Below are 16,185 nucleotides of genomic sequence, written 5' to 3' on the forward strand. Positions count from 1 at the left end.
TACGAAAAGATTTCGACAAAGGTATCGATCCGTGAAAAAGGATTCGCTGAAAACCTGGATCAAGAGTGGCACTCCCTGGGTCTGGATGAATGCCGGCGCCGTGTCCATCGCCGTGATCATGACCCTCGGCCTGCTGGCGGTGATCGCCGTACGCGGCCTCGAGCATTTCTGGCCGGCTGACGTGATCGTCAGCGATTACCAGATTCCCGGCGCGCAGCCGCGGGTAATGGCTGGCGAAATCGTGCAAGCCGAAGAGGTGCCTCGTGCGCGCCTGGCGGCCAGTGGGCTGCCGGTCGACGTGGAAGGCGGCGAGTTCATGACGCGCGAGCTGCTCAAGGTTGGCAACCGCGAGGTCTATGGCGCGGACTTCTCCTGGGTTATCGGCGAATGGCTGAGCAACCCACGCAGGCCGGTTGACCTGGTTGCGCTGGAGCGTCGCGAGTGGGGCAACTTCTATGGCGAGCTGCTGAACGTCAAGGAAAACGGGCAGCTGGTCGCCGAAGGCGATACTGCCTGGAATGAGCTGGAACAACGAATTAGCCGTATCGATGAGCTGCACACACAGCTTTCACGGCTGGAAAAGATCGACATCGGCCGCATCAACCATGGTCTCGAACGGTTGCGTTTGAAAACCCGAAAACTGGAGCTGAACGACCAGTTAGATGCTGCTGCTCAGGCTGATCTGGACGCCGAGCGTGCCCAATGGGACACCGAGTACAAAGCGCTGGAAGGTGAGTTGACGTCGCTGTATCAAAGCATCAATCGCGACAGCATTACCATGCGCACCATGGACGGCCAGGAAAAGGAAATCACCCTCGGTAAGATCGTGCGGGCCTACCGTCCTAACGCCATGTCGACAATGGAGAAGATGGGCTTCTACTTCGCCAAGGTTTGGGAATTCGTCAGTGACGAGCCCCGCGAAGCGAACACCGAAGGCGGTATTTTTCCGGCGATCTTCGGCACCGTGCTGATGACCATCATCATGGCGGTGATCGTCACCCCGTTCGGCGTGGTTGCGGCGGTCTACCTGCGCGAATACGCCAAGCAGGGTGTGCTGACACGGATCATCCGCATCGCGGTGAACAACCTCGCCGGCGTGCCGTCGATCGTTTATGGCGTGTTCGGTCTGGGCTTCTTCGTTTACGTACTGGGTGGTTCGCTGGACCGGATCTTCTACCCCGAAGCGGCGCCGGCACCTGTCTTCGGCACGCCGGGCCTGATGTGGGCCTCGCTGACCCTGGCGATCCTCACCCTGCCGGTGGTGATCGTCGCTACTGAAGAAGGCCTGGCGCGCATTCCTCGGATTCTCCGTGAAGGCTCGCTGGCGCTGGGCGCTACCAAGTCCGAGACCCTCTGGAAGGTGGTTTTGCCCATGGCCAGCCCGGCGATGATGACCGGCCTGATCCTCGCGGTGGCGCGTGCCGCTGGTGAAGTGGCGCCGCTGATGCTGGTGGGCGTCGTCAAGCTGGCGCCAAGCCTGCCACTCAACGGCAACTATCCTTATCTGCACCTTGACCAGAAGATCATGCACCTGGGCTTCCATATCTACGACGTCGGTTTCCAGAGCCCCAACGTCGAGGCCGCGCGGCCGCTGGTGTATGCGACGGCGCTGCTGCTGGTGATGGTAATCGCCACGCTCAACCTTACCGCGGTCGTTATTCGTAACCATCTGCGCGAAAAATACAAAGCGCTCGACCACTAACAGCCGACAGACCCGCTGGAGGCCCGGCGCTGCAGACATCCGCAGCCCGCGCTTCTAGCCTCCAGCGATACGGAGACATCCATGTCACAAGCAAAGACGCACACCATCGACATTTCGGCGCTGGGTCGCGATAAGCGCGCGCTGAGCCTGGCCAACGAACCCGTCGCCATCGAAGTGCCGGACCTGAGCCTGTACTACGGCGAGAAACAGGCGCTGTTCAACGTCAGCATGAACATCCCGCGCCAGCGCGTGACCGCCTTCATCGGCCCGTCCGGCTGCGGCAAGTCGACGCTGCTGCGCTGCTTCAATCGCATGAACGATCTGGTCGATGGCTGCCGCATCGACGGCGCCATCAACCTCGATGGCCACAACATCTACCGCAAGGGTGAGGACGTCGCCGACCTGCGCCGCCGCGTCGGCATGGTGTTCCAGAAGCCCAACCCGTTCCCCAAGAGCATCTACGAGAACGTCGTCTACGGCCTGCGCATCCAGGGCATCAAGCAGAAGCGCGTGCTTGACGAGACCGTCGAGTGGGCCCTCAAGGGCGCGGCACTGTGGGAAGAAGTGAAGGACCGCCTGCACGAGTCGGCCCTCGGCCTCTCTGGTGGTCAGCAGCAGCGTCTGGTCATCGCCCGGACCATCGCCGTGCAGCCCGAAGTCTTGCTGCTCGACGAGCCCAGCTCGGCCCTCGACCCGATCTCCTCGCTGAAAGTCGAAGAGCTGATCTACGAGCTGAAGGCCAAGTACACCATCGTCATCGTCACGCACAACATGCAGCAGGCCGCGCGGGTCTCGGATTACACCGCGTTCATGTACATGGGCAAGCTGATCGAGTACGGCGATACCGATACCCTGTTCACCAATCCTGACAAGAAGCAGACCGAGGACTACATCACCGGCCGCTACGGCTAGTCTGGCCATGTCAGAGCGCGCCAGGCGGCGTCGGCGGAACTTGCCGTAAAAGTTGTACTGTCTGCGTTCCGCCTCCTTGCCTGACACACTCTGCCAAAGCCCAGACGGGTTTGAGTGGAATCCAATTTACAAGGGTGCGCTGCGCACCAGAGCCGCCTAGCGGCAGCCTCCTCGGAGCGAAAAGATGATCAGTAAAGACAGCCACACGCAACACATCTCCCAGCAGTTCAACGCCGAGCTGGAGGAGGTACGCAGTCACCTCCTGGCTATGGGCGGGCTGGTGGAGAAGCAGGTTAACGATGCGGTCACCGCGCTGATCGAGGCCGATTCCGGGCTGGCGCAACAGGTGCGTGACGTGGACGATCAGATCAATCACATGGAGCGCGACATCGACGAGGAGTGCATCCGCATTCTGGCCCGTCGTCAGCCTGCGGCCTCCGACCTGCGCTTGATCATCAGCATTTCCAAGTCGGTCATCGACCTGGAGCGCATCGGTGACGAAGCGACCAAGATCGCCCGTCGCGCCATCGAACTATGCGAAGACGGCGAGTCGCCGCGTGGTTACGTCGAAGTGCGCCATATCGGCGATCAGGTTCGCCGCATGGTGCAGGAGTCGCTGGACGCCTTTGCCCGCTTCGACGCCGACCTGGCGCTGTCAGTGGCGCAGTACGACAAGACCGTCGACCGCGAATACAAGACCGCCCTGCGTGAACTGGTCACCTACATGATGGAAGATCCGCGCTCGATCTCCCGCGTGTTGAGCGTGATCTGGGTGCTGCGTTCGCTGGAGCGAATCGGCGACCACGCGCGCAACATCGCCGAAATGGTGATCTACCTGGTACGCGGCACCGATGTGCGCCATCTGGGCCTCAAGCGGATGGCCGAAGAAGTCGCCAAGCGCGACTGATCCTTTTTGCGGGTGCTGTGACAGCCCTTGGTGGGCTGAAACCTACCCTACGGGAGCTCGTCTCCAGATTGTAGGGTGGGCTTCAGCCCACCAATAACCGACGCTCGGCGCTCTGCTACCGCTCCCCTAGAGGCTGCACGCCGCATCAGTCGTCCCAAAACGGACGGCGCTTAGCTCGTCGCCAACGCCTCGCTGAGGTAGTCGATCAGCACCCGCTGCTTCGGCGGCAGGTGCAAATTCTGTCGCCAGAGCAGCCAGGCCGCCCCCTGATACGAGCCGGTGTAACGCCACTGCGGCAGTACTTCGCGCAAGCGTCCCTCCGCCAGCGCTTGCGCCGCGGTGAATTGCGGCAGCACCGTGATACCGATATCTCCCAGCGCCGCGTCCAGCCGCGCTTCGCTGTGGTTGCTGATATAGCGACCGCGCACCGTTACTACTTCGAGCTGATCACCGTTGCTGAAATGCCAGCGGTTGTCGCCAGCGTTTTCACCCAGAAACATGCAGCTGTGTCTGAGCAATTCCTGCGGATGCTGCGGCGTGCCGTGCTGTTGCAGGTAGTGCGGGCTCGCGCAGAGCAGCTGGCGTACCGGCCCAAGTGGTTTGCCGGCGAGGCCTTCTGGCGGTTGATCGGTGACTTTCACCAGCAGGTCGAAGCCGTCCTCGATCAGGTCGGGGCTCTGGTCGCTGATGTGCAGCTGCACGTCGACATCGGCGTAACGGCGCAGGAAATCCGGCATCAGCGGGCTGATGACGAACTTTCCGTAGGCTTTTGGCACGCTCAGGCGCACCAGGCCGCGAGGGCGGCTCATCAGACGTTCGCCGATGGCCAGCGCCTGCTCGGCCGCGTCGAGCATCGTCCGGCAATGGGCGTAGAACTCACTGCCGGCTTCGTTCAATCGCAGCTGCCGTGTGGTGCGCTCCAGCAGTCGCAACGACAACTCCTGCTCCAGCCGCGCGACCTGGCGGCTCACTGCCGAAGCGGTGGTGCCGAGCTGCCGGGCGGCGGCGGAAAAACTGCCGGCTTCCACCACGCGCACGAACACTGCCATTCCCGGTAACAGCGTTGTCCTGTCATTCCTTCTCATGGCGAACAAGTCCTTTGCTGAATCAATGGATTATCGACCTCAGCGTATCAATGGACAATCGCCTCGATCTGAGAAGAGGGGTGATGGGCATGCACGACTGGCGCGGTGTCACACAACGCAATCTCTGGCTGGCCGATGCCATGCTGCTGATGGTGGCGATCATCTGGGGCAGCAGCTACGCGGTGGCCAAGCAGGCGCTGTGGTTCTATCCGGTGCTGGGATTTCTAGCGATCCGCTTCGGGCTGACTTTTGTCCTGCTGTTGCCGCAGCTGCGCGGGGACGGGCTGCGGGCGATTCGACCAGGCTTGCCGCTGGGCGTGGTGATGCTTGGGATCTTTCTCTGCGAAACCTGGGGGGTGATGCTCACCACCGCCAGCAACGCGGCCTTTCTCATCAGCCTGTGCGTGGTGTTCACGCCGTTCGTGGAATGGGCGATGTTACGCAAGCGTCCCAGCAATCTGTTGTTCACTGCCTGCGCGCTGTCGCTGCTTGGCGTCTGGCTGCTCACCGGCGGAATGGCGATATCGCTCAACCTTGGCGACGGGCTGATGCTTGCGGCGGCGTTGCTGCGCGCCGTGCTGGTCTGTCTGACGCGGCGGCTGACGGCGAATCTCGAGATACCGCCGCTGGCACTGACGGCCGTACAAAGCGGTGTTGTCGCCACAGGTTGCCTGGTGCTGGGCTTCTCGCTGCCAGGTGGCTTGCCGGCGTTGCCGCAGAGTCCGGCGTTCTGGGCTGCGGCATTGTACTTGGTGGGCTTCGCCACCCTGTTCGCGCTCTACGTGCAGAACCTGGCGCTGGGTCGCACCAGTGCGACGCGGGTGTCGCTGCTGATGGGCTCCGAGCCGCTGTTCGGCGCCGTCATCGCCGGGCTCTGGCTCGGTGAGCGGCTGGGCCTGCAGGGCTGGCTCGGTGGTTTGCTGATAGTTGCAGCGACCTTCTGTGCCTTGCGCTCATCGCCTCGACCCAAGCCGCCCGTGCCAGCTGCGGCCACTGTGGCGAGCGCCTAGCTTCGCTGAAGGCTCTGGACCAGCTCCGCCAGTTGCTGTTGCCGTTCGGCCTGCTCCAGACGCGCGCCAGGATTAAGCGAGGACCATTGCGGATGAGCCCGGCAACGGTGCAGTGCCTCAGGCAGCTTGCCTTCGCGCCAGGTCTTGTCTTCCGGCGCACCGAGGCGTATCGCTTCTATCGCCGCGTGACCACGGGCGGCTAGGGCGATCAATAACTGGCGCTGGCGCACGGCGAGCAAGCGCAGCACGGCGTCATCGACAGTCAGTTCCCGCTGGCCCTTGAGCTTGCCGAGCAAACGGTTGCCGTAGTGGCGAGCGGTCTGCGCGCCGCCTCCGGCAATGGCACCGAGCAATGCCGCGGCGCCCAGGGTGATGCCGCCGACCATCAGATCAACACCAGCACCTGCTGCTGCCCCGGCGGCCATCCCGCCGCCGATTTTCACGCCCAGCTCTTTGAGCGTTTCAGGATTGAACAGATCGTCGCCCCAGCGGCCGTTGAGCAACGGCAGATCGGCAGCAGCGGCGTCCTGCGGGCGGAAGCCGTAGACGCGAAGCATGGCTTCGACACAGCCCTGTTCACGGGCACGGACGGCATCGTGCAGTTCACGAATGGAGCCGCGCTCCAGCTCCGGCTGAGCGGCGACGCTGCGTCGGCACGCCGCGACATCCACCAGCAGTTCGGCGATCAAACGATTGCCTTCGCTCAGCCGGGCCAAGGCTTGGGCTTCGTGATCTTCGATCAAACGCTGCAGTTTGGGTCTGGACTGCTCTAGCAGCAGCGCCAGGCTTTCATAAAGTCGGCGCTCGCCGTCAATCGGCGGCGCCACTGTGTCGTAGCGCACCAGCGCATGCAGGCCGAGGCGTGCGAGGGCTTCACGCCACTGTTCCTCACGGTGTCCGGGTTGAGCAACGAAGTTGAGCACGGGCAACAGCGGTTTGCCGCAGCCAGCGAGCACGGCCAGCTCGTCCTTGTACTTGGCCAGCACCGGTTCGCGGGCATCGATCACATAGAGTCCGGCGTCGCTGGCCAGCAGCTGACGCAGCACCTTGGCCTCCTGCTCGAAGCGCTGGCGCGCCTCGCTGCCGTCAAGAAAACGAGCGGTGCGTGCCGGGCCGTCGAGGCGTTCGCCGGGGCGCTCGATCCGTTCGAGATGGTCGAGCAGGGCGATGGCATCTTCCAGACCGGGGGTGTCGTAAAGCTCCAGCAGCGGCTCGCCGTCGACCGACAGTCGTGCCCCTTCGACATGCCGCGTGGTGCTCGGCCGGTGCGAGACCTCGCCAAAGCTGACGTCGCGGGTAAGGGTGCGCAGCAGCGAAGTCTTGCCGACGTTGGTGTGGCCGACCAGCGCGAGTTTGAGGGGGGCGCTCATGGGCGTTCTCCGCCGATTGGTTCGATGGGTATCGCTTCGCTCAACACCATCCTACGGGTGCCCCGGGTGCTTCCGTTTATGCCGTTCGCCTCTTCAATCATGGCCGCTCTCCAGCCAGGTCATCGGTGCGCTGCTGGAGTGACGTAAGTCCAAGCCATCAAGCGCCTGATGCCAGTCCTGTAGGCGATGGCTGTCCAACGCTTCGCCGGCCGGTGGCTGCAGCAGCCAGACGCGGGTCGCAGTGGCGCAACGACTCAGCTCGCCGATCAACGCCAGCGTGCCGCGGTCCGGGGAGCGGCGCGGGTCGCAGGCGATGGCCAGACGCTCAGGGGGGAAGCGGGTCAGCTGTTCGAGCAATCGACGGCGCTGCTCGCGATCATCCAGCACGCCAGCATCGGCCACCGACCGGGGCAGCTTCGGCGGCCAGGGATGGTTCTGCTCCAGCTCGATGGCCACGATCACCGCGCCTTCACTGCCGTCCAGTTGCGTGCCGGCGCTGGGTGCGTGCAGCTGCGCCGGGGCCTGATCGCTGATACCGAGGCGTTCGCTAGGGGGTTGCAGGCGTTCACGCAGCAGGCGGTAGGCCGGTAATTGCAGATCGAGGCGCAGCTGGGCACGGCCCCGTCGCCAGCGCCACAGGCAAAACAGCGCCAGCAGCAGACGAGGCAGCAGCCCGTATATCAGCACCACGCCGACCAGCCAGCCGGCCCAGCTCTGCCGGGCGCCGTCCGCACCGTTGCCTAGCGTACCGCTGGCGCGAATCTGGTCGATATCCGGCACGCTGAAGCCGAGCAGCGTGGGCAGCGTGCCGAGCGCCTGAGTCAGGTTGATGAAGGTGCTTTCGCCAAGAATGGTGGTTTCCCAGACGAAGCCGTAGCGCCGCGTGGCGAGCAGTGCCAACAGGGTCAGCAGCGCACTGGCCATCGCTACTAGCCACAAGCCGTGTATACCGAGGCCCAGCAACCAGCGGCCGAGGCGGCGTTGTTCCAGTACCGCCAGCAGCGCCGGCGCAAGCTGCACGGCGCGCGCGTCCCGAGCGAGCTTTTCACTGAGCCAGAGCCACAGCCGGCCCAGCGCACCCCCGGCGTCGCCTGCGAAGAAAAAGCCCAGCAGCCAGCCCAGCAGCGTCAGCAGATTCAGCCCGAGCAAGCTGCCCAGCGCCCAGAACACGTTGACCGGCCTCACGCCATCGCCCAGAGCCGCCAATGCCAGACCTGCACCGGTCAGCAGTGCCAGCAGAATCAGTGCGAAACCCGCCAGCCGTGCGCCCTGACGCCAGTGCCGCAATGCTTCGATCAGGCCGTCACGGCGCGCCAGCCACAACGCCCGATGTTCGATCAGCTGAGCCAGTGCGCCACCCTGCGCACGGGCCTGGCGATTGGCTTCAGCGTCATCCAGCGGCCCGGCGTGTTCTTCGCGCAGGCGCACGGCTTCGGTCAGCCAGAGACGGTCGAGGGTGTTCGGTGAGGAAAGTGCAGACACACGGTTTCTCGTAGAAGGGCTCGGTCCCGAGGATAACCGTTGCCGGCCTGAAGGGTGAACGGCGTACGTAGCCCGCGCGGTTATTCTGCTAGCATCCGCGCCCGATCACGTGATCGCTCCGCGGTTCGCCGCATTTTCTGCCAGGGACAGGCCGATTCGCCAAGCAGCGCTTTTGTGCTGCCCTGCGCACCTTCAAAAGGACTTTGCCATGAAAGACGTCTTCTTCTTCGACTCCATGCTCACGCCGAAGATCATTATCTTCATCTACTGGCTTGGCTTGATCAGCGTGGTCGTCGGCGCGCTCGGGACCATGTTCAGCGGCTATGGCGGTGGTTTCTGGTCAGGTCTGGGCATCCTGCTGTTCGGCCTGATCGGGACACGTATCTGGTGCGAGCTGCTGATCGTGCTGTTCAAGATCAACGAGAATCTGCAGAAAATCGCCAATCGCCAGTGAACGGCCGGGCGGCGCTGCCGCCCGTTCTCCTGCGCTGGTCGTTCTGATCAGCGCCCCCTTAGTCGACCCTGATTCGCTCCTGCCAGTAACGCCGAATGGCAAAGAACAGTGACAGCGCAGTAAGGACGATGAATATCCAGGTGATAGGCCCGCGGAAAAAGATCATCGGATCGCCGCGCCCAATCAGCAGCGTGCGCCGCAGGTTGTCCTCGAACATCGGGCCGAGGATGAAACCCAGCAAGAAGGGTGCCGTGGCGAAGCCGGTGCGGTTGAACAGATAACCGACTACGCCAAAGAACAGCATCAGGCCGATGTCGAATACGCTGTTATTCACCGCAAAGGCGCCGTACACGCAGAACATCAGCACGATGGGCAGCAGGGTCGCTTTGGGAATGTCCGCCACCAGCGAGAAATACTTGATCACGCCCTGCCCGACGACCAGCAGCACCGCCGAACTCAGCATGATTCCGCAGAACAGCGCGTAGATCAGCGTCAGGTTTTCCTGGAACAGCACCGGGCCCGGTGTCAGACCATGGATCATGAAGGCTCCGAGGATGATCGCGGTGATCACGTCTCCGGGTATTCCGAGCGATAGCAGCGGGATCAGCGTCGCGCCAGCCACGCCGTTGTTGCCGGATTCGGCGGCCGCCACGCCTTCGAGTTCCCCCTTGCCGAAGTTGGCCCTGTTCGGCGACCGTCGTTTGGCCTCGCCGTAGGAGATGAACGTTGCCGCGGTCGCGCCCGTGCCCGGGATGGCGCCAATGATCACGCCGATGATCGAGCCGCGAACGATAGTCTTCAGGCTGGCCTTGAGCTCTTTGAAGGTCAGGTTGGCCCCGCTGGTAGCCGCGCGGATGTGCGGCTCCGCCTTCTTGAGGTAGAAGTCCAGCACCTCCGGTATGGCGAAAAGCCCGATCAGCAGCGGCACGAATGAAATCCGGTCCATCAGGTTGTAGTTGTCGAACGTCAGCCGCTGGCTGCCGTACACCACATCCATGCCGATGGTGGAAACGATCACGCCGAGGCTGGCCGCGATCAGGCCCTTGATGGCCGAGTCGCCCGCGATCGAGACGATCACGGTAAGCGAGAAGCAGATCAGCCAGAAGAACTCCGGCGGACCGAAATTCAAGGCGATTTTTGCCAGGTAGGACGCGAACAGAATCAGCGCCAGGTTCGACAGCACGTCGGCGATGCAGGACGAGTAGAGCGCCATCTGCAAGGCCTTCTTGCCTTTGCCCTGCTGGGTCAGCGGATAGCCATCCAGCAGCGTGCACGCTGAGGCAGGCGAGCCCGGGGTATGGATCAGGATGGCGGTGATCGAACCGCCGTACATGCCGCCTTTGTAGATGCCGACCAGCAGCAGGATTGCCGTGATCGGCGCGAGGCTGAATGTGAAGGGCAGCGCCAGCGCGACCGCCATGGTGGCTGTGAGGCCAGGAATGGCGCCGACCACGACGCCGATCAATACCCCGACGCCGATCGCGATAAAGTTGTCGACGCTCAGGAACAGGTTCAGTACTTCGGAAACACCTTCCATTCGGTCACTCGCGAGCGTGGCGGATCAGTCCCAAAGCGTGCCTGAAGGCAGCGGGACGTTCAGCACATGGATGAACAGCAGGCTCACCAGCCACGGCAGCCCGATGGCCAGCACATAGAGCCAGGGTTTGCGCACAGGGTGGGCGATGAACAGCAGCAGGGTGCCGAGGATACCGGCGAGAATCGCGCCCAGCGGCTCGAACATCAGCCAGTAGGCGGCGAGGCCAGCCAGCATCAGCAGCCAGCGCCACGCGGGTGCACCCGCTCCAGACGCCTCCGGGCGCCCCGGTGGGCGAAAGCAGCCTTCGAGAATCAGCGCCAGCGACAGCACCGCGATCAGCCAGCCGGCTACGGTCGGTAGCCAGCGCGGTGACTGCATCGGATTCTCGACCATCGGCGCCTCATCGATGTGGTTCGGCACCAGATAGAACAGGAACACCAGCGCAGCGACGAGCCAGAATGCGCCGAGCAGGGTGTTTATGTTGGCCCAGCGCTGGCGCGGCTCTGCACGGGTCATGGCAGCCCCTTACTGGAGTTCGGCCTGGCCCGCGACGTCCTGCCAGCGCTCGACGTCCTCTGCGACATATTGTCGGAACGCATCACCCTGCTGGCTGGCCGGTTCGCCGCCGATCTGTGCGACGAAATCCTTGAAGCCCTGATCAGCCATAACCTTGTCCAGCGCGGTCTGCAGCGTCTGCACGGCTTCATCCGGCATGCTGTCATCGGCGATCAGACCAAACCAGGCGGTGGTGACGAAGTCGCCAAGTCCGTAGTCGGCACCCAGCTTCGAGATGGGCTCCACGCCTGGCAGATAGGGCGACGCGTTGGCGGAGGTCACCGCCAGTGCCCGCAGCTTGCCGGATTGAATGTGGGACAGCACGGTCGGCATGTTCTCGAAGGACACATCGACATCGCCGCTCAGCAGCGCAGGCAGTGCCTCGCCGCTGCCACGAAAGGGCACGTGGGTCATCTTAGTGCCGGTCATAGTCTTGAACAGCTCGCCAGACATGTGGATGGAGCTGCCGACTCCTGCAGAACTGAAGGTCATCTCCCTGTCTTTCGCTGCCTTGATGAAATCCGCGACGCTGTTGTAGGGGCTGTTTGCCGGAACCACCATGACATTGGGAATCTCAATCACGTTGCGGATGAAGCGGAAGTCCTTCACGGGGTCGTAGGGCAACTTCTTGTAAATCACCGGGCCGATGGTGTGGCCCGGCGAGGCCATGAGAATACTGTGATCGGCACCACGCCCGCCGCGGGCCAGCTGCCCGGTGGCCATGGTCGAGCCAGCGCCCGGACGGTTCTCCACCACCACGGTGCCGATTTCCTTCTGCAACAGGTCGGCGACCTTGCGCGACAGCACATCGGTGGTTCCACCGGGCGCATAGGGCACCACCAGGCGAACCGTGTCGGTGGGCCAGTCAGCGGCGTTCACGGAGATGGAGACAAGTGGCAGGGCAGTGCTCAGCATTAACAGGCGCGCAGCACGCTTGAGGAGAGGTGTCATAGGAGCTTCCCGTTGTAGTTGTTGTAGGGGCCGATCTACGAACGAAAGCCCATCAGGGCGCTTCGGTCAATTCCGCTATAGAGACAGACGTGACCACCTTAACGATGGTTTCTCGGGCTGGGCCGGCGGTTGGTACGAAACCGTTCGATAATCGAACGGTAGTGTCGTTCTTCACGGTTGTGATTTCGTTCTGCTTGGGTCAAGTTCGGTGCCATCGCCCAATCACCATTACAAGAAGGAGATCGTGATGAGCGCTTTGAACGGCATCAAGGTGCTGGACCTGACTCGCATCATGGCCGGGCCCTGGTCGACCATGGCCCTGGCTGATCTCGGTGCCGAAATCTGGAAGATCGAGAGCTTCGAGGGTGACGATACGCGCAGCTGGATGCCACCAGCCAAGGCCGGGATCTCCACCTATTACCTCAGCACCAACCGCAACAAGCAGAGCCTGGCGGTGGACCTGCGCAAGCCGGAAGGGCGCCAACTGATCCTTGATCTTGCTGCCCAGGCTGACGTGGTGGTTGAGAATTTCCTGCCCGCCAGCCTCAAGCGTCTAGGGCTGGACTACGAAACGCTGGCGGCGGTCAATCCGCGACTGGTGCACTGCTCGATTACCGGCTACGGACGCGGCAATCCGATGGAGAATCGGCCGGGCTACGATTTCATCATTCAGGCCGAGAGCGGCTTCATGTCGATCACCGGCGAGAAGGACGGCGAGCCCATGCGCCTGGGCGTGGCCTTCATCGATCTGGTCACCGGGATGAATGCGGTGCAGGGCATCCTCGCCGCATTGTTCGAGCGGGAAAAATCCGGGCTGGGCCAGTCGGTCGACATCGCCCTCTCAGACAGCGCCCTGCATTTTCTCGCCAACATCGCCTCGGGCTATCTCAACACCGGCAAGGTGCCGCAACGCTACGGCAATGCCCACGCCAGCATCGTCCCCTATCAGCTGTTCGATACAGCGGACGGCAGTATCGCGCTCGCGGTGGGAAACGACGAGCAATACCGGCGGCTTTGCCTGGAGGTTCTGAAACAACCGGCGCTGCATGCTGATCCTCGGTTCTGCCAGAACAAAGGGCGGACCGAGCATCGAGAAACGCTGCTGCCGCTTCTCCAGCAGGCCTTTGCCGAATGGGAAAGCGCGGCGCTAATCGCCGCGCTGCGTGAACAGGGAATCCCCGTGGGCGAGGTAAAAGATGTGGAGCAGGCATTCGATGCCGAGCCCGCACGTTATCGTGAGGTGGTGATCAGCGCGCAGCACCCGATCGCGGGTGAAGTGAGGATGGTGCGCAGCCCCTTGCGTTTGTCGCGGACGCCGACCGTTAGGCCAAAAGCGCCGCCGCTGCATGGCCAACATACCGACGAGGTGCTTCGCCGGGTGCTGGGCAAGAGCGAGGCGCAACTGGCAGCCCTGCGGGAGCAACAGGTCATTGCCTGACGTTGCCCGGGCCTGATCGGCCGAGGCCCCGCGCGTGGCGGGTCCCTGGCTGGATGGGTAAGGCTTATTTCGCGGCGCGAACCTTCACCGCGATGTCCGGCTGGTCGATGAACAGCCCATCAATGCCGGCGTCCAGGAACGCCTGGATGTCGGCTTCGATGTCGCCGCGAGCAGACGGGGAGTCGCCTTTGCGCAGGTTGGTCGGCAGGAAGACATTCTCTGCACGGAAGGTGTAGGGATGCACTTTCAGCCCAGCCGCATGGGCGTTCGGTACGAAGTCGGTGGGCTTGCCGAGGTTGCCACCGGCGTCACGCGGAATGATGTAGGACTTCTCTGGACCCACGCCGGCAGCATAGGCGGAAATGGCCTTCAAGCCGGATGCGGTCGCCATCTGGGCGTAGGTCAGGTCGGTCCCGCGAACCTGCTGATCGTACGGCTGGCCGCCGCCGAACAGCTGGACCAGGCGCAGCTGCGTGAGGCGGCTGAGGGTTTTCAGGTTTTCGACTTCGAAGGACTGGATGTACACCGGTGCATTGGGGCCGGCATAGCCGTTGCGATGGAGCACGCGCACCAGCGGCTTTTCCATCGCCAGGCCGAGCTGCTGGAAGTGCGTTGGATGCTTGGTTTCGGGGTAGAGGCCAATGCGGCGGCGCTCGCTCAGCTGCATGGTCTTCACCAGATCGATGATCTCCTGCAGGGTCGGGATCTCCAGGCTGCCGTCCATGCGTGCATTACCGGGGCGGATCGTCGGGATGCGCTCTATGGCGCGGAGCGTCTTCAGCTCGGCCAGGGTGAAGTCTTCGCTGAACCAGCCGGTGAGCTTCACGCCGTCGACCATCTGCGTGCGCTTGCGGTCAGCGAACTCGGGGTGCTGCGACACGTCGGTGGTCAGCCCCAGCTCGTTGTCGTGACGGGCAACCAGCTCGCCGTCGCGGGTCATGACCAGATCCGGCTCCACGTAATCGGCGCCCTGCAGAATCGCCAGCGCGTAGGCGGCGAGTGTGTGCTCGGGCACGTAGCCGCTGGCGCCGCGGTGGGCGATGACCAGCGGATGAGGCTCGTCACGGCCGTCCTTGGCTGCGACCGATGCATCAGGTGTGGCGGCGAAAGCAGCGATCGGCAGCAACAGGCTGCAGGCTGTAAACAGATGGCGCAGGGTAGGGCGGCTGTGGCGGGCCATTGCGGGCGTCTCCGTGGAGGGGGAGCGGTAAGCCTGAAGCCTATCAATGACGACGGCTTGACGCTTTGGTAAATGAGATATGACCATTTGGTGATGCTGACGTGTATCTGGCGGCGCTGACTGCCCGGTAGGCGCTCTGATATTCTCGCCGCCATGAATCAGACCTCTCTCCCCCTCGCGATGATCGCGGCCCTGGCGGACAACCGCGTCATCGGCCTCGATAACAAGATGCCCTGGCATCTCCCGGCCGACCTCAAGCACTTCAAGGCCATGACCCTCGGCAAGCCCATCATCATGGGTCGCAAGACATGGGATTCGCTTGGCCGCCCACTGCCGGGTCGCCTGAATCTTGTGGTCAGCCGCCAGCGCGATCTGCAGCTCGACGGTGCCGAAACCTTCACTGCGCTCGACGCTGCGCTGGTTCGCGCCGAGCAGTGGGCGCGCGAGCGGGGCGTCGAGGAGCTGATGCTGATTGGCGGCGCGCAACTCTACGCCCAGGCATTGCCGCAAGCGCAGCGTCTGTACCTCACTCGGATCGATGCGGCCCCTGAGGGCGACGCCTTTTTCCCGGCTTTCGACGATGCCGACTGGCAGCGTGTCGATTGCCAGGCACATCCGGCCGAGGCTGAAGCGCCGGGTTACCGTTTCGAGACCTGGCAGCGCCGCTGAGCCACGACCGCCGCGACTTCCTTGACCGGCGCCAAGTTCTCACCTGGCGTCAGCTTCTATGCTTTCCCTCCGCTTCCCACGAGACACCTCCCATGTCGAACGACAAGCCGAGCGCAGTGCAGCGTGGCGCAGTACAAGCAGACGCTATGCATCCTGACGCTGAGCATTCGGACGCCGAGCAGGCGGAAACCATTGCCGCGATTTTCGTCCGTCATCCGCTCTGGGAGGATGCGCTGGCGCTGTTACTGGGCACCGCCATGGTGGCGCTGGGCATCGCCTTCTACAGTCATGCCGGGCTGCTGACCGGTGGGACCGTGGGCCTGGCGTTCCTGCTCAAGTACGTCGCCGGCTGGCCGTTCGGGCTGGTGTTCTTCACGCTCAATATTCCTTTCTACCTGCTGGCGATCTGGCGCATGGGCTGGAGCTTCACGCTGCGCACTATCATCGCGGTGGGCCTGGTTTCGCTGCTGGCCGAGCTGACGCCGAACTGGATTCGCTTTGCCGAGCTGAACATCTACTACGCCGCGCTGTTCGGCGGTTTCGCCATGGGCATCGGGCTGTTGATGCTGTTCCGCCACCGCGCCAGCCTCGGGGGTGTGAATATCCTTGCGCTGTTCCTGCAGGAGCGCTTCGGCCTGCGTGCCGGGACCTTCCAGATGGGCATCGATGCGCTGATCGTGCTGGCGGCGGTATTCATCGTGCCGCCCGAAAAGGTTGCGCTCTCGGTGCTTGGCGCCGTGGCGCTGAACCTCGTCCTTGCGATCAATCACCGCAGCGATCGATATATGGGCGTGAGCTAGTCCTGTCCCCGTGGGATGGTGTTGAGCGAAGCGAAATCCATCAAGAGTGTGCGCTCATGAGTGATGGGTATCGCAGGCTCAACCCATCCTACGTGCTGTTCCTCGTATTTGATCAACCATTGCAGTTATCGCC

At 63.1% G+C, this 16,185-nt stretch carries 15 protein-coding genes; 8 read left to right on the plus strand and 7 right to left on the minus strand.

Features of this window, described 5'->3' with window-relative positions; all coding sequences use genetic code 11:
• The first annotated feature begins 31 nt into the window (after positions 1–31).
• The 3 genes from pstA (at position 32) to phoU (ending at position 3,521) form a co-directional block, all read left to right on the plus strand.
• Positions 32–1,702: a phosphate ABC transporter permease PstA gene (pstA, locus tag NA619_RS08780; protein WP_336605448.1), complete on the plus strand. Its 1,671-nt coding sequence runs from the start codon at positions 32–34 to the stop codon at positions 1,700–1,702.
• Positions 1,703–1,783: 81 nt separating this feature from the next.
• Positions 1,784–2,614 (plus strand): phosphate ABC transporter ATP-binding protein PstB, encoded by an 831-nt coding sequence (gene pstB, locus NA619_RS08785; protein ID WP_255961466.1) that lies wholly within the window; start codon positions 1,784–1,786, stop codon positions 2,612–2,614.
• A 184-nt stretch (positions 2,615–2,798) separates the two neighbouring features.
• Positions 2,799–3,521 carry a phosphate signaling complex protein PhoU gene (gene phoU, locus NA619_RS08790; protein WP_255961467.1) on the plus strand — a complete coding sequence of 241 codons (723 nt, stop codon included), beginning with the start codon at positions 2,799–2,801 and terminating at the stop codon, positions 3,519–3,521.
• Between the two features lie 170 nt (positions 3,522–3,691).
• Here phoU and NA619_RS08795 read toward each other — a convergent pair whose 3' ends face one another.
• Positions 3,692–4,606 carry a LysR family transcriptional regulator gene (locus NA619_RS08795; RefSeq protein WP_255961468.1) on the minus strand — a complete coding sequence of 305 codons (915 nt, stop codon included), beginning with the start codon at positions 4,604–4,606 and terminating at the stop codon, positions 3,692–3,694.
• Positions 4,607–4,695: 89 nt separating this feature from the next.
• Between NA619_RS08795 and NA619_RS08800 the strand changes: the two genes are divergently transcribed.
• Positions 4,696–5,616: a DMT family transporter gene (locus NA619_RS08800; RefSeq protein ID WP_255961495.1), complete on the plus strand. Its 921-nt coding sequence runs from the start codon at positions 4,696–4,698 to the stop codon at positions 5,614–5,616.
• On the opposite strand, the gene NA619_RS08805 is transcribed toward NA619_RS08800, so the two are convergent.
• Both NA619_RS08805 and NA619_RS08810 read right to left on the minus strand, forming a co-directional pair.
• Positions 5,613–6,986 carry a GTPase/DUF3482 domain-containing protein gene (locus tag NA619_RS08805; protein ID WP_255961469.1) on the minus strand — a complete coding sequence of 458 codons (1,374 nt, stop codon included), beginning with the start codon at positions 6,984–6,986 and terminating at the stop codon, positions 5,613–5,615. The genes NA619_RS08800 and NA619_RS08805 overlap by 4 nt on opposite strands.
• A gap of 93 nt (positions 6,987–7,079) precedes the next feature.
• Positions 7,080–8,468 carry a DUF2868 domain-containing protein gene (locus NA619_RS08810; protein WP_255961470.1) on the minus strand — a complete coding sequence of 463 codons (1,389 nt, stop codon included), beginning with the start codon at positions 8,466–8,468 and terminating at the stop codon, positions 7,080–7,082.
• 208 nt (positions 8,469–8,676) lie between these two features.
• Here NA619_RS08810 and NA619_RS08815 point away from each other — a divergent pair, with 208 nt between their 5' ends.
• Positions 8,677–8,922 carry a DUF4282 domain-containing protein gene (locus NA619_RS08815; protein ID WP_255961471.1) on the plus strand — a complete coding sequence of 82 codons (246 nt, stop codon included), beginning with the start codon at positions 8,677–8,679 and terminating at the stop codon, positions 8,920–8,922.
• Positions 8,923–8,980: 58 nt separating this feature from the next.
• Here NA619_RS08815 and NA619_RS08820 read toward each other — a convergent pair whose 3' ends face one another.
• The 3 genes from NA619_RS08820 to NA619_RS08830 are packed head-to-tail and all read right to left on the minus strand — an operon-like array spanning position 8,981 to position 11,965.
• Complete coding sequence (locus tag NA619_RS08820; protein ID WP_255961472.1) at positions 8,981–10,459, minus strand: tripartite tricarboxylate transporter permease; 1,479 nt, start codon at positions 10,457–10,459, stop codon at positions 8,981–8,983.
• Between the two features lie 24 nt (positions 10,460–10,483).
• Positions 10,484–10,975 carry a tripartite tricarboxylate transporter TctB family protein gene (locus NA619_RS08825; protein WP_255961473.1) on the minus strand — a complete coding sequence of 164 codons (492 nt, stop codon included), beginning with the start codon at positions 10,973–10,975 and terminating at the stop codon, positions 10,484–10,486.
• A gap of 9 nt (positions 10,976–10,984) precedes the next feature.
• A complete protein-coding gene (locus tag NA619_RS08830; RefSeq protein ID WP_255961474.1) occupies positions 10,985–11,965 on the minus strand; it encodes a Bug family tripartite tricarboxylate transporter substrate binding protein in 981 nt (326 codons plus the stop codon).
• A 247-nt stretch (positions 11,966–12,212) separates the two neighbouring features.
• Here NA619_RS08830 and NA619_RS08835 point away from each other — a divergent pair, with 247 nt between their 5' ends.
• Complete coding sequence (locus NA619_RS08835) at positions 12,213–13,403, plus strand: CaiB/BaiF CoA transferase family protein (RefSeq protein ID WP_255961475.1); 1,191 nt, start codon at positions 12,213–12,215, stop codon at positions 13,401–13,403.
• 64 nt (positions 13,404–13,467) lie between these two features.
• Here the strand turns inward: NA619_RS08835 and NA619_RS08840 are convergent, their stop codons facing one another.
• A complete protein-coding gene (locus NA619_RS08840; RefSeq protein WP_255961476.1) occupies positions 13,468–14,583 on the minus strand; it encodes a glycerophosphodiester phosphodiesterase in 1,116 nt (371 codons plus the stop codon).
• Positions 14,584–14,736: 153 nt separating this feature from the next.
• On the opposite strand from NA619_RS08840, the gene NA619_RS08845 reads away from it, so the two are divergent.
• Positions 14,737–15,252, plus strand: a complete 516-nt coding sequence (locus tag NA619_RS08845; protein WP_255961477.1) for a dihydrofolate reductase — start codon at positions 14,737–14,739, stop codon at positions 15,250–15,252.
• A gap of 146 nt (positions 15,253–15,398) precedes the next feature.
• Positions 15,399–16,052 (plus strand): YitT family protein, encoded by a 654-nt coding sequence (locus NA619_RS08850; protein ID WP_255961496.1) that lies wholly within the window; start codon positions 15,399–15,401, stop codon positions 16,050–16,052.
• The last annotated feature ends 133 nt before the right edge of the window (positions 16,053–16,185 follow it).

The sequence above is a fragment of the Stutzerimonas stutzeri genome, from assembly GCF_024448895.1.
Taxonomy (GTDB): domain Bacteria; phylum Pseudomonadota; class Gammaproteobacteria; order Pseudomonadales; family Pseudomonadaceae; genus Stutzerimonas; species Stutzerimonas stutzeri_Q.

Excerpts from the sequence above, each read along its gene's own strand:
- NA619_RS08840 (WP_255961476.1), bottom strand. The coding sequence starts at position 14,583 with ATGGCCCGCCACAGCCGCCCTACCCTGCGCCATCTGTTTACAGCCTGC.
- NA619_RS08815 (WP_255961471.1), top strand. The coding sequence starts at position 8,677 with ATGAAAGACGTCTTCTTCTTCGACTCCATGCTCACGCCGAAGATCATT.
- NA619_RS08845 (WP_255961477.1), top strand. The coding sequence starts at position 14,737 with ATGAATCAGACCTCTCTCCCCCTCGCGATGATCGCGGCCCTGGCGGAC.
- NA619_RS08830 (WP_255961474.1), bottom strand. The coding sequence starts at position 11,965 with ATGACACCTCTCCTCAAGCGTGCTGCGCGCCTGTTAATGCTGAGCACT.
- phoU (WP_255961467.1), top strand. The coding sequence starts at position 2,799 with ATGATCAGTAAAGACAGCCACACGCAACACATCTCCCAGCAGTTCAAC.
- NA619_RS08800 (WP_255961495.1), top strand. The coding sequence starts at position 4,696 with ATGCACGACTGGCGCGGTGTCACACAACGCAATCTCTGGCTGGCCGAT.
- NA619_RS08850 (WP_255961496.1), top strand. The coding sequence starts at position 15,399 with ATGCATCCTGACGCTGAGCATTCGGACGCCGAGCAGGCGGAAACCATT.
- NA619_RS08805 (WP_255961469.1), bottom strand. The coding sequence starts at position 6,986 with ATGAGCGCCCCCCTCAAACTCGCGCTGGTCGGCCACACCAACGTCGGC.
- NA619_RS08825 (WP_255961473.1), bottom strand. The coding sequence starts at position 10,975 with ATGACCCGTGCAGAGCCGCGCCAGCGCTGGGCCAACATAAACACCCTG.
- NA619_RS08835 (WP_255961475.1), top strand. The coding sequence starts at position 12,213 with ATGAGCGCTTTGAACGGCATCAAGGTGCTGGACCTGACTCGCATCATG.
- NA619_RS08820 (WP_255961472.1), bottom strand. The coding sequence starts at position 10,459 with ATGGAAGGTGTTTCCGAAGTACTGAACCTGTTCCTGAGCGTCGACAAC.
- NA619_RS08795 (WP_255961468.1), bottom strand. The coding sequence starts at position 4,606 with ATGAGAAGGAATGACAGGACAACGCTGTTACCGGGAATGGCAGTGTTC.
- pstB (WP_255961466.1), top strand. The coding sequence starts at position 1,784 with ATGTCACAAGCAAAGACGCACACCATCGACATTTCGGCGCTGGGTCGC.